Source organism: Salinispora sp. H7-4 (assembly GCF_013416675.1).
Taxonomy (GTDB): Bacteria; Actinomycetota; Actinomycetes; order Mycobacteriales; family Micromonosporaceae; genus Micromonospora; species Micromonospora vitiensis.
This window is the reverse complement of record NZ_JABZED010000004.1, coordinates 1-11,751: the sequence shown is the minus strand read 5'-3', so window position 1 is coordinate 11,751 and position 11,751 is coordinate 1. Positions and strand designations below refer to the sequence as shown.

8 protein-coding genes and 2 pseudogenes are annotated in these 11,751 nt (G+C 66.4%); 5 read left to right on the top strand and 5 right to left on the bottom strand.

Features of this window, described 5'->3' with window-relative positions; all coding sequences use genetic code 11:
• Window positions 1-1,585: ABC transporter substrate-binding protein (locus H0524_RS05235; RefSeq protein ID WP_180197634.1), on the bottom strand; the 1,585-nt coding region annotated here is incomplete at its 3' end.
• Between the two features lie 288 nt (window positions 1,586-1,873).
• On the bottom strand, window positions 1,874-3,505 hold the full coding sequence (locus H0524_RS05230) for an ABC transporter substrate-binding protein (RefSeq protein WP_180197633.1): 1,632 nt from the start codon (window positions 3,503-3,505) through the stop codon (window positions 1,874-1,876).
• 540 nt (window positions 3,506-4,045) lie between these two features.
• Here H0524_RS05230 and H0524_RS05225 point away from each other — a divergent pair.
• Window positions 4,046-4,696 carry an HAD family phosphatase gene (locus H0524_RS05225; RefSeq protein WP_180197632.1) on the top strand — a complete coding sequence of 217 codons (651 nt, stop codon included), beginning with the start codon at window positions 4,046-4,048 and terminating at the stop codon, window positions 4,694-4,696.
• A gap of 243 nt (window positions 4,697-4,939) precedes the next feature.
• Window positions 4,940-7,549 (top strand): ABC transporter permease, encoded by a 2,610-nt coding sequence (locus tag H0524_RS05220; RefSeq protein ID WP_180197631.1) that lies wholly within the window; start codon window positions 4,940-4,942, stop codon window positions 7,547-7,549.
• 199 nt (window positions 7,550-7,748) lie between these two features.
• Here H0524_RS05220 and H0524_RS05215 read toward each other — a convergent pair whose 3' ends face one another.
• Window positions 7,749-8,543 carry an MBL fold metallo-hydrolase gene (locus H0524_RS05215; protein WP_180197630.1) on the bottom strand — a complete coding sequence of 265 codons (795 nt, stop codon included), beginning with the start codon at window positions 8,541-8,543 and terminating at the stop codon, window positions 7,749-7,751.
• A 416-nt stretch (window positions 8,544-8,959) separates the two neighbouring features.
• Here H0524_RS05215 and H0524_RS05210 point away from each other — a divergent pair, with 416 nt between their 5' ends.
• Entirely contained in the window at window positions 8,960-9,673 is a 714-nt protein-coding gene (locus H0524_RS05210; protein WP_180197629.1) for a triacylglycerol lipase, read from the top strand.
• 108 nt (window positions 9,674-9,781) lie between these two features.
• Here the strand turns inward: H0524_RS05210 and H0524_RS05205 are convergent, their stop codons facing one another.
• Window positions 9,782-10,180, bottom strand: coding sequence for an NUDIX domain-containing protein (locus H0524_RS05205; protein WP_180197628.1), 399 nt, complete (start codon window positions 10,178-10,180; stop codon window positions 9,782-9,784).
• An 84-nt stretch (window positions 10,181-10,264) separates the two neighbouring features.
• On the opposite strand from H0524_RS05205, the gene H0524_RS05200 reads away from it, so the two are divergent.
• Window positions 10,265-10,741, top strand: coding sequence for an NUDIX domain-containing protein (locus tag H0524_RS05200; protein ID WP_180197627.1), 477 nt, complete (start codon window positions 10,265-10,267; stop codon window positions 10,739-10,741).
• A 23-nt stretch (window positions 10,742-10,764) separates the two neighbouring features.
• On the opposite strand, the pseudogene H0524_RS24470 reads toward H0524_RS05200, so the two are convergent.
• Window positions 10,765-10,923 (bottom strand): annotated as a pseudogene (locus H0524_RS24470) (flavin reductase); the annotation flags it as partial.
• 4 nt (window positions 10,924-10,927) lie between these two features.
• Here H0524_RS24470 and H0524_RS05195 point away from each other — a divergent pair.
• Window positions 10,928-11,641: pseudogene (locus tag H0524_RS05195) on the top strand (DUF5753 domain-containing protein); the annotation flags it as partial.
• Window positions 11,642-11,751: the final 110 nt, after the last annotated feature.

The window sequence follows — 11,751 nt, the reverse complement described above, 5'->3', positions numbered from 1 at the left end:
AGACGAAGGTGTCGACGTTCTCGCTGTAGAGCGCCGCCTCCTTGCGCCAGAACATCGGGATGACCGGCATCTCCTCGGTCAGGATGTCCTCGGCCTGCTGATAGAAGGCGATGGCCTCCTCCAGGGTCGGGGCGGAGTCACCCTGCTTCAGCAGGTCGTCGAACGCGGCGTTGCTGAAGGTGCTGTTGTTGCTGTCGTTGCCGGAGGCGTAGAGCGGAGTCAGGTAGGTCTCCAGGAACGGGTAGTCCGGGCCCCAGCCGAGCCGGAACGGGCCGGTGAACTCCCGGTTGTCCGCAACCTCCAGGTACTCGGCGAACTGCAGGTTGACCTTCAGGTCGTAGTCGATGCCCAGCGCGTTCTTGATCTGGTCGCCGACCGCCTGCAGCCAGGCGTCGTGGCCGGCGCCCGCGTTGGCCCAGAGGGTCAGCTTCTTGCCCTCCGGCCAGCCGCCGGCTTCCTCGAGCAGCTTCTTGGCCATCTCGACGTCCTGCTTGCAGTAGGTGCAGACACCCTCGCGAGCACCGTCGAAGATCGGTGCGACGAAGCCGGTGGCGGGGGTGTACCGGCCGTCGAAGACGGCGTCGATGATGGACTGCCGGTCGATCGCCATCGAGAACGCCTGGCGGATCCGCTTGTCCTTGAAGCTGTCGTCGTACAGCGGCAGGCCGACGTAGTTGAGGCTGTCGCCCTCCTGTTCGTAGAGCCGGTCGCCGTAGCTGGCCTGGGCCTCCGTGAAGCGCTCCGGCGGGATCGTGTACATCACGTCCAGTTCGCCGGCCTGGAAGGCGGAGTATGCGGCGTTCACGTCGGCGAAGATCCGGTAGTAGATCTCGTCGGGCTTGCCTGGCTCGCCCTTCCAGCTGTCGCTACGGACCAGGTTGATCTCGACCTCGTGGTCCCACTCGCCGTCGATCTTGTAGGGGCCGTTGCCGATCGGGGTCTCGTTGCAGACATCGATGTCGTCAATGCAGGCCTGGGCCATCGGGAAGAATCCCGAATAACCGACAATTGTCGGGAAGCCGCTGAACGGCGCGCTGAGCTCGACGGTGAAGGTCAGGTCGTCGACCTTCTTCAGGCCGGACATTGTCTCGGCGCTCGGCTCCGGGGCCTTCTTCGGGCCTTCGCCGTCCGGGTCCTTGGGCAGGACCGCGTCGATGCCGGCGATCCGCTTCATGAAGTAGCCGTTGTTCTGCGCGTTCGGCGCGTAGGCGGCGTAGTTCCACGAGCGGATGAAGGCGTCGGCGTTGACCGGCTCACCGTTGTCGAAGGTGTAGCCGTCCTTCAGCTTGATCGTCCAGAGCTTCTGGTCCTCCGAGTCGATCGACTCGGCCAGGTCCATCTCCGGCTCACCGGTGTCGGTGTTGTACTTGACCAGACCACGGTAGAGCTGGCGGATCACGTAGATCGACGGCTCGTCGTCGCCGTTGGACGGCAGGAGGAACGCCGGCTCTGAGGCGTAAACCCGTAGCTTGCCGCCGGACTGGTCGGTCGCCTCCTCTGGCTCGTCGTTGCTGTTGCCACAGGCGGTGGCCAACATAGCGGTGGCGGTCGCTACGACCGCCACCTTCAGGAATTTCCCGCGCATGGGAGTGCCTCCTCAGGGCGCTCGGCTCACGAGGGGGTGTGAGGTGCCTGTCACTGTGACACCAGGCACGCGATTTCGAGAAGGCGTGTTATCAACCCGATACCCGGCCGGGACGGTGCGTACATCAGTGCAGAGCAATTTGCCCGAATCTACGTCCGGATGGGAGTGCCGGCGTGTGGGTCGGGGTGGCAGCAGGCGTTGGGTCTCGACCCGGAGATCGTCCCGGGGCGATCCACGGCAGCTGCCACCCCTTCCACACTGGCTGGGTCAGGTTGCTGAAGCTCAGTTCTACTTCAGCGAGATCTCGCCGTAGGCGGCACCGGACACCTGGTTCCAGACGAAGGTGTCGACGTTCTCGCTGTAGAGCGCCGCCTCCTTGCGCCAGAACATCGGGATGACCGGCAGTTCCTCGGCCAGGATGTCCTCGGCCTGCTGGTAGTAGGGGATGGCCTCGCCCATGCTCGGGGCGGAGTCACCCTGCTTCATCAGGATGTCGAACGCGGCGTTGCTGAAGGTGCTGGCGTTGCTGTCGGCGCCGCTGCCGAAGACCGGAGCCAGGTAGGTCTCCATGAACGGGTAGTCCGGGCCCCAACCGAGCCGGAACGGGCCGGTGAACTCCCGGTTGTCCGCAACCTCCAGGTACTCGGAGAACCGCAGGTTGACCTTCAGGTCGTAGTCGATGCCCAGCGCGTTCTTGATCTGGTCGCCAACCGCCTGCAGCCAGGCGTCGTGGCCGGCGCCCGCGTTGGCCCAGAGGGTCAGCTTCTTGCCCTCCGGCCAGCCGCCGGCCTCTGCCAGGAGTTCCTTGGCCTTCTCGACGTCCTGCTCGCAGTAGGTGCAGACACCCTCGCGAGCACCGTCGAAGATCGGTGCGACGAAGCCGGTGGCGGGGGTGTACCGGCCGTCGAAGACGGCGTCAACGATGGACTGCCGGTCGATTGACATCGAGAACGCCTGGCGGATCCGCTTGTCCTTGAAGCTGTCGTTGTACAGCGGCAGGCCGACGTAGTTGAAGCCGTCGCCCTCCTGCTCGTAGAGCCGGTCACCGTAGCTGGCCTGGGCCTCCGTGAAGCGCTCCGGCGGGATCGAGTACATCACGTCCAGCTCGCCGGCCTGGAAGGCGGAGTACGCGGCGTTGATGTCGGCGAAGATCCGGTAGTAGATCTCGTCGGCTCCGCCCGGCTCACCCTTCCAGCTGTCGCTACGGACCAGGTTGATCTCGACCTCGTGGTCCCACTCGCCGTCGATCTTGTAGGGGCCGTTGCCGATCGGGGTCTCGTTACAGGCATCTATGTCATCAATGCAGGCCTGGGCCATCGGAAAGAATCCCGAATACCCCACCACCGTTGGGAAACCGGTGAAGGGTTCCTTGAGCTCGACGGTGAAGGTCAGGTCGTCGATCTTCTTCAGGCCGGACAGCGTCTCGGCGCTCGGCTCCGGGGCCTCCTTCGGGCCGTCACCGTCCGGGTCCTTGGGCAGGACCGCGTCGATGCCGGCGATCCGCTTCATGAAGTAGCCGTTGCCCTGGCCGTTCGGCGCGTAGGCGGCGAAGTTCCACGAGCGGATGAAGGCGTCGGCGTTGACCGGCTCACCGTTGTCGAAGGTGTAGCCGTCCTTCAGCTTGATCGTCCAGAGCTTTCGGTCGTCCGAGTCGATCGACTCGGCCAGATCCATCTCGGGATCACCGGTCTCGGCGTTGTACCTGACCAGGCCGCGGTAGAGCTGACGGATCACATAGATCGCTGGCTCGTCACTGGCAGCCGACGGCAGCAGGTGCGCCGGCTCTGCGACGTAGACCCGCAACTTGCCGCCGGCTTGCTCGTCGCCTTCCGCTGGGTCGTCGCTGCTACCGGTGCAGGCGGTGGCCAGCATGGCGGTAGCGGTCGCCGTTACTACCACTTTCAGGAGTTTCCCGCGCATAGGAGTGCCTCCTCAGGGCGCTCGGCTCACGAGGGTGCTGAATTGTTTGCCACTGTGACACCCGAATCGCGATGGCGAGAAGGCGCGTTATCAATCCGGTACCGGGCCGGGACTATGCGTACACTCGTCCCGGAACTAACCCACCAAATTCGGCCCTGCAGTCCAGAAGCCTTGGAGTTGCTCATTGGGCAACCAGTTGCCCGCGTGCCGCCGAACAGTTGGTGCCGCTCGTTGATCGGCTTAGGCCGGGGTCGATACGGTGCGACTAGGTCGATGATCGGCAATTTAATGTGTCTATTGGTAGGTCGCATCCGCGCTTATTGATCAATTCATAGAACTCAGCGAGATGGGGGATAATATCCGGATCGAGTTGTCGACGACCCTTGCCGGCCGGCGGGAGCCACGACGAGGTGCTCGACCGGATGGTGGTGGCAGCTTGGTTCGCTACCATGCAGCAGCAGTCGGGGGAGACCCCGAACATCGCAATGATCCCGTGTTGCCGGAGCTACCCCGCACCGCGGACCGAGATAGGAGCAACGGGTGACCACTCCGGTCGGGCTTGTCATCTTCGACTGTGACGGGGTGCTGGTCGACAGCGAGCGCATCGCGGTCCGCATCAACGTCGCACTCGGCGCGGAACTGGGTTGGCCGCTGACCGAGGCAGCGGTCATCGAGCGGTTCATCGGCCGGTCCAGCACGTCCATCGGTGAGCAGATCGCGACCCGCCTCGGACACCACGTGGCTGCCCAATGGGCTGACCGGTTCGACCTGGCGCACCGCCAGGCGGTGGATGCCGGACTCACCGCCGTGGACGGGGTCAACGAGGCGCTCGACGCGATCGCCCTGCCGACGTGCGTGGCTTCCAGCGGTACGCACGAGAAGATGCGCCACACCCTGGGCCGCACAAACCTGTATCCGCGCTTCGCGGGCCGCATCTTCAGCGCCACCGAAGTCGCCCACGGCAAGCCCGCCCCCGACCTGTTCCTGTACGCGGCGGCGGCGATGGGTGTGCCGCCCGGAGCGTGTGTCGTGGTCGAGGACAGCCACTACGGAGTCCAGGCGGCTCGCGCTGCCGGGATGCGCTGCTTCGGCTACGCGGGCGGCTTGACCCCTGCAGACCGACTGGAGGGCCCGGGCACGGTGGTCTTCGACGACATGCGCAAGCTCCCGACGCTGCTGGACGCTGCCTGACGTAGACCGCCGATCTGCGACTGGGCCGGCGTGGGCCTTCAACCAGGTCCCGCGCGGCGGGCGGCGCTGTCTTGCGGTCTTGCCAACGGCTGTCATGCTGGCTGATATGCCCCAAGCTTCCCAACACGTCACGTTAGTTGGCCAGCCGGTTCGCCCAACATCGGTGTCTATAGGACCTTCCGGCTCCGGCCTGTTCCAGCCCACCCCGGAGCAGGTCGTGTCGCACCGGACGTACCTGGGCGAGTGGTGATCCGCGCCGTCCGGCGGCTCATCGGCATCGTGATTCCGCTTCCCCGAGACCTGGCGCTGGCCTGGAGCACGATCCGGGGAAGCAAGGAGGGCTTCGCCGGGTCCTTCGTCGCGATCGTCGTCGGCTCCGCCGTGATTGCCGCGTGCGGGGTTCTGCTGCAGTCCGGGCTTAGCAACGGCGTCACCCCCGAGCGGTACGCGGGCGCGGCAGTGACGATCGGCGCACCGCAATCCTTCTGGTTGGACGAGAGTGCGGAGGTTCGCTACCGCGAGCGGGTGACGCTGCCCGCTGACACGGTCGCCGCGGTCGCCGCTGTCCCCGGCGTCGCCTCCGCCGTTGGAGATGTCAGTATCCAGGTCAGCCTTCTGGCCGCCGACGACGATGTGGTGACCGGACCGCACGACTTTCCGGTGCTCGGGCACGGCTGGTCTGCGGCGGCGCTCGCACCCTTCACGGTGGACCAGGGGCGGGCGCCGACCGGGCCCGGTGAGGTCGTGCTCGACGCCGACCTGGCCGCTCGGGCCGGGCTGGTGATCGACTCGACCGCGCAGATCGTGGTCGGCTCCACCCCGGCGGCTTACCAGGTGGTGGGCATCGCCGCGGCGCCAGCCACGCTCGACCGGCAGTCTGCCCTCTTCTTCAGCGACGACCAGGCGACCCGGCTCTCCGGCCGCCCCGACCGGGTGGACGCGATCGGCGTGTTGGCTGCACCCGGGGTCACCGCGGAGGACCTGGCCGAGCGCATCCAGGCCGCCGTACCCGAAGTCGTGGTGCATACCGGCGCCGACCGCGGCGATGTCGAGTTCCTGGATGTCGGCGATGCCCGCAGCCTGGTGGTGGAGTCCGCCGCGTCGTTCGGCGGCACCATGGTGCTGATCGTGGTGTTCGTGGTGGCGAGCACCCTCGCGCTCTCGGTGCGGCAACGTCGGCGCGAGCTGGCCCTGCTGCGCGCCATCGGCACGACGCCCCGACAGATTCACGGAATGGTCAGCGCCGAGATGACCCTGGTGTCGCTGGCCGGCGCGTTGGTCGGTGTCCTCCCCGGCATCGCACTCGCCTACGCCATGCGCGGTGTGTTCGTGCTCGTCGGCGCGGCGCCCCCGGACTTCGCGCTCCAGGTGGGAGTGCTGCCACTTCTCGCCGCGCTGGTGCTCTGCGTGATCAGCGCCCGTCTGGCCGGCTGGCTGGTCGTCCGCCGGGCGGCCAGGGTCAGCCCGGTTGAGGCGCTCGGCGACGCCGCGATCGAGCCCAAGAAGCTCGGGAAGGTCCGGCTGACCATCGGCGTCCTGCTCATCCCCCTCGGGCTGCTGCTCACGCTCGGGAACGTGGCGTCGCCGGGGGACTCGGCCGCCGACACCGCCGCGAGCGCCGTCCTGCTGTTCGTCGTGGCCCTCGGCTGTCTCGGCCCGTTGCTGTTCAACGGTGTGCTCCGGTTGTGCGGCCGGCTGGTGAACCCAGGAACCACCGCCAGTTCCTTCCTCGCCCGGTCCAACACGCGGGCCAACTGGCGGCAGCTCAGCGCAGCCGCCACGCCGCTGGCGATGGGGGTGACGCTCGCCGCTGTGCAGGTCTTCGGGGCGTCCACCACGCTCGCCGGGGCACAACACCAGCTTGCGGAAGGACTGCGGGCCGACTACGCCCTGACCGCCCCGTCCGCCGCGGGGGTCTCGCCAGAGGTCGTGGACGCGGTTCGGCAGACGCCGGGGGTAGCCGTGGCTACACCGGTGGCACGGAGTCAGGCGCTGTTGACTTTCCCGTCCGAGGACAGCACCGCGACCAGGGTTTTCGCCGCCCAGGGCGTCACACCCGACCGGCTCTCCGAGACCATCGACCTCGCGGTGACCCAGGGCGACATCGCGGAGCTACGAGGCGAGACGGTGGCGTTGAGTCGGATCGCCGCGGAGACCGTCCGTGGGACCGTCGGCGAGACGATCGAGCTGCGCCTCGGTGACGGCCACCTGCTCAACCCGCGGGTGGTGGCGATCTACGAGAACGGGTTGGGTTTCGGTGATGTCACCCTCCCCAACGATCTCGTGGTTGCGCACACCACCGCCCAGGTCAACAGTGCGGTGTTGGTCAGCGCCGCGGACGGGGCTGACCCAACGGCACTCCAGCAGGCGCTGCGCGGCGCGGTCGAGCGCTTTCCGACGGTCCAGGTCGGTGACCGGGAGCGGTTCCTGGCGGCGCCCGGGGTTGGCGGCGCCGGTGACTGGGCGCTCAACCTGCTGTTCCAGACCCTGTTGCTGGGCTACATCGCGATCGCCGTCGTGAACACGTTGGTGATGGCGACGACGGCCCGGGTGCGTGAGTTCGCGATGCTGCGACTCATCGGTGCCAGTCGCGACCAGGTCCGCAAGATGGTGAGCGGCGAGGCACGGGTCGTTGTCGTCATGGCGCTGCTGTTCGGTTCACTGGCCATGATCCCACCGCTGGTGGGCTTCAGCCTCGGGCTGACCCAGTCGGCCACACCGAGCTTCTCCCTCCTGGGGGTGATCGCGATTGTCGCGGTGACCGTCGCGCTTTCCTGGGGAGCGATCACGGTGGCCACCCGGTTCGCGATGCGAGCCGCGCCCGCCGACGCGATCGGTGAACGGAGCTGCTGACGGGGTGTTCTACTCTGCCCTCGTAGCCCACCGGACCGGGCGCGGAGGAGGGCCAATGACGAACACCGCGGGGCGGATCACCGTCGCGGTGCCCCGGCCGGGCCGCCCGGCACGTGTGGCGGCGTGGGGAAGGGGAGCGCAGCTGATGCCACCGGTCCCCGGCCACGACCGTCCCCTGTGCGGGATTGTTCTGTCTCGTTCAGAGTCGACTGCCTAGATCCAGACGGTCGGCAAGCTCGGCGGTGGTGAAAGCGGTGACGAGTTCGTTGCGACCCTCGGTGAAATGGGCCCAACTGTCGTAGTGGGCGGGAACCACCCGGCGAGCGCCGAGGATTCTGGCTGCCTCAGCGGCCTGAGCGCTGGTAAGAACGATGGGCGCACCGTCGAAGAGCAGGCCAGGGAAGCACGGGGCGCCGGCGAAGAGGATGGCCGTGTCTATTGGTCCGAAGCGTTCAGCGATCTCCTGCACAGGGTCGAGCGAGGCGTTGTCGCCGCTGACGTAGTAGGTCGGCAGATCCTCGCCGGTCAAGACGAAGCCCACGACCTGGCCGGTGACCCGTTCAACGTCCTCGCGCGCGCCGGGTCCGTGGATGGCGGGCGCGCCGGTCACGGTGATCGTGCCACTGCCGGGGCGATCCAGCTTGATCGGCTGCCAGTCGGCCAACCCTATGGCCCTGTCGCCCAGGCGCTGCGCGCCCTCGGGGGTGGTGAGCGTGAGGGGGACGTCGGCGAGCAGGGCTCGGCCGGAGTTGTCGAGGTTGTCGGGATGTTCGTCGTGCGAGAGCAGGACCACATCGACGTGGCCGAGGTCGACGACACCGCCGGAAGGGGGAGCGGTTTTGGTGAGGATCTTTTGGCCCGCCGCGTAGTAGTCGCCCGGAGCGTCGAAGGTCGGATCGGTGAGGAACCTCAACCCGCCGTACTCGAAGAGGGCGGTCGGGCCGCCGAGGACGCGGACGGGGAACTGCCCGGCGGTGGTGTGAGCTGTGGCCATGACCAACTCCTCACGGAGGAACGTCTGTCTGTCCGTGACTTGACGGTAGTTCGACTTCGTCGGAACCGCCACGGCACTACTGTGGACAGCTTCTCGATCCGCCTCGGCGTACCCGGGCGGTGGGTAGCAGGACCACGAGGCCGGTGATTGCTGGCACCGAGCCGGGTGAGGGTAGCTGATACCACGACGGGGCCTGGAGCGAGTGGGCTCCCGGGGTCCCTCGGGGTGAACCCTGACGAAATTCATGGTCGTCATCCGATGGCCTGAACGGTATTCGCCACTAGCGTCGATCAGGCACGGACGCCGTGCACGTTTCGATCCCGTGGTCATCACGATGCGGGCATCCCCAACATGATCATCGGTGGGCTTCAGCCCGGCGTGGGCTCTCCTGCCAACTACAGTGGGAAAGGAACCCGGTGAGACGCTCTATCCGTACCGCCGTCGTCGCCGCGTTGGTAGTGACGGCATCACTGGTTGCTCCGTCGTCCGTAGCCGCCGCGGCTCGGAACCCCGTCGTCTTCGTCCATGGAATGACCACCGATGCCAGCGATTGGAACACATGGATCGACAGGTTCAGGGCGGACGGCTACCAGAGTTCTGAGCTCTACACCTGGTCCTACGATTGGAAACAGTCCAACGCGACCACCGCTGCGCAACTCCAGACCAAGGTGCAGGAGGTGCTCGCCGCGACCGGTGCCGCGAAGGTCGACATCGTCGCCCACTCCATGGGTGTCCTCAGCTCCCGCTGGTACCTCAAGAACATGGGCGGGACGGAAACCGTGGACGACTTCGTTTCCATAGCTGGCGTGAACCACGGAACCAATGTGGCGGTATTCCTCCCCGTGGTCACCGGGGGTAACGGAACCGAGGCGTCCGTGTTCTGTCCCGTCTACAAGTCCTGCAGGGAAATGTTCTGGGGCAGTAGCTTCCTCCGTTCCCTGAACTCGGGAGACGAGACGCCGGGAAGCGTGCGCTATGCCGCCCTCTGGTCCACCTGCGACGCAGTCATCGATCCCGATATTTCCGCAAAACTCGATGGTGCGGCAAATATGTCGGTGGGCTGCGTAGCGCACACCGAGATGAACGAGGACGCCAGTAACTACACCAAGGTCCGCGACTTCATCGCCTGACAGCGGCCAGCGGGCGACCACAGCCCTGCCCGGCGTACGGCGGATCTCCAGCCCCAGAGCTACCGCAACCAGCCAGGGGCGGGCTCCTGAATGGATCCGCACCCGTGGCTAGCGCAGCTGGGCCATCTCGTGTAGATGATCGAAAATGATGCGATCGACTGGGGAGACCCGGTGACGGTCGGCGTGGGTGAGCCAGACGATCTCCTCGATTTCGCTGCTGGGTTGCAGGAGGCCCCGGTAGCCGGCGGTGTAGCAGGTCATCTGGACCGTGATTCCGGCTGGGTGTCCGTGGGCCTGGGCGCGGAAGGTTCCGACATGCGTGGCGGTGTCGGGGGTGATGGTCACGCTGAGTTCTTCCTGAATCTCGCGGACGAGCGTGTCAAGGTCGCCTTCGCCGGGTTCTCGTTTGCCGCCGGGGAGGTAGTAAACGTCCTTTCCACGTGATCGGGAGCTGAGGATCGCGCCGTCCTCAAGGTGGATCCAGGCGATCTTGTCGATCATGATCATGTGATACTCCGGAGTGGCCGGCTCTGACTGTCCATGATCGTCGTCACGTACAGTCTGGGCGAGACATACCCTAGGGTCGCGGTGATGACGGCAATCTATCGGCCGGCAGTGCGGGTGATCTGTCTGGACGCGGCGTGCTGCGTGCTTCTCCTGCGTTGGCATGATCCAGTTGACGGGGTGTGGCTGTGGGAACCGCCCGGCGGCGGCATCGAGCCAGGCGAGACGCCGCTGGCGGCGGCACGACGGGAGCTGATGGAGGAGACCGGGCTGGACCCCGGGGCGGTCCTTGACCGGTCGGTGCCCGTCGAGCGGACTGTGCGCTGGAAGGGCAAGCGGTATGTCGGTCCGGAGGACTTCTTCGTGGCGCACTTCGCTGCGGACCGCCCCGCGCTGACCCGGACCGGGCTGCTTCCGGACGAGCAGGTCGAGCTGCATTCCCACGCGTGGGTGCCGTGGACGGATCTGACCTCGCTTTTAGATCGAGTCGAGCCGCCGGAGCTGTTGACCGTGCTTCGCGTGTTGCAACCGGATGGCCCCTGGTGCGAGGCACGGAGCGGCTAGCGGCGGTGGCCGTGCCACTGTGGCTAGGTCCACGCCAGGAAGCGCTGATAGAGGTCGGATGCCTTGTGGACCTGCGCGAGTTGGGCGTCCGCCTCGGCCATCAGTGCCGCCAGGTAGGGGCGGAGCGCGACACGGTTGTCGCGATACTCGGTCAGGAGGGCGACTCGGGCCGAGGAGCATGGCTATGAGTTGGAGTGCAGCCCGCAGAAGATCTGGCGCATTGAGAAGGGATCCGTCCCGGTTCGTGCTACTGACGTCAAGATCCTCTGCCAGCTTTACGAGGCCACAGCGGACCTGACGGCAGGTTTGGTCGCCCTGGCACGAGAAACCAAGGCCAAAGGGTGGTGGCACGCGTACGGGGATGCCGTCCCGGGTTGGTTTGAGCTGTATGTGGGCCTAGAAGGTGCTGCCACCCGGGTGCGCAAGTACGAGCCGGCGTTGATCCCCGGCCTACTTCAGGCGCACGCGTACATGGAATCGGTGGTCCGAGCGGATCGGCCTGACCTGGAAGATGCGGATGTCGAGCGACGCATGGCGGTGAAGATGGAGCGGCAGGGCCTACTGTCGCGTCACTTCCCCCCGCCACCCCATCTGGAAGTGATCATCTGTGAAGGGGCGCTGCGGCGCACCCCCGCTGTTCCTGGCGCAATGGCACAGCAGTTGTGGCACCTGCTCAAGGCGAACGAGCGACCCCACGTCAGTGTGCGGGCACTGCCCCTTGGGGCCGGGCCACATCGAGCATCGGTTTCGGGGGCGTTCACTATCTTGGACTTCCCGCCAGACGAGGCTGGTAGACACGAGCCGTCGACCATATACAGTGAGTCACTGACGGGGGCGCTCTACCTCGACAAGCCTGGCGAGACCGAAACGTACGATGCAGTGTGGGCAGACCTAAGGGATGTCTCGTAACCCCGATGTCCGTCTGTTAGGGACAGTCGTGCAGGATGTTCGGGGTGCAGGTGATCACGTCAGCCCGCCCGGAGTGGATCTTCCCGTTCACCGGATTGCAG

Excerpts from the sequence above, each read along its gene's own strand:
- H0524_RS05205 (WP_180197628.1), bottom strand. The coding sequence starts at position 10,180 with ATGATCATGATCGACAAGATCGCCTGGATCCACCTTGAGGACGGCGCG.
- H0524_RS05200 (WP_180197627.1), top strand. The coding sequence starts at position 10,265 with ATGACGGCAATCTATCGGCCGGCAGTGCGGGTGATCTGTCTGGACGCG.
- H0524_RS05230 (WP_180197633.1), bottom strand. The coding sequence starts at position 3,505 with ATGCGCGGGAAACTCCTGAAAGTGGTAGTAACGGCGACCGCTACCGCC.
- H0524_RS05215 (WP_180197630.1), bottom strand. The coding sequence starts at position 8,543 with ATGGCCACAGCTCACACCACCGCCGGGCAGTTCCCCGTCCGCGTCCTC.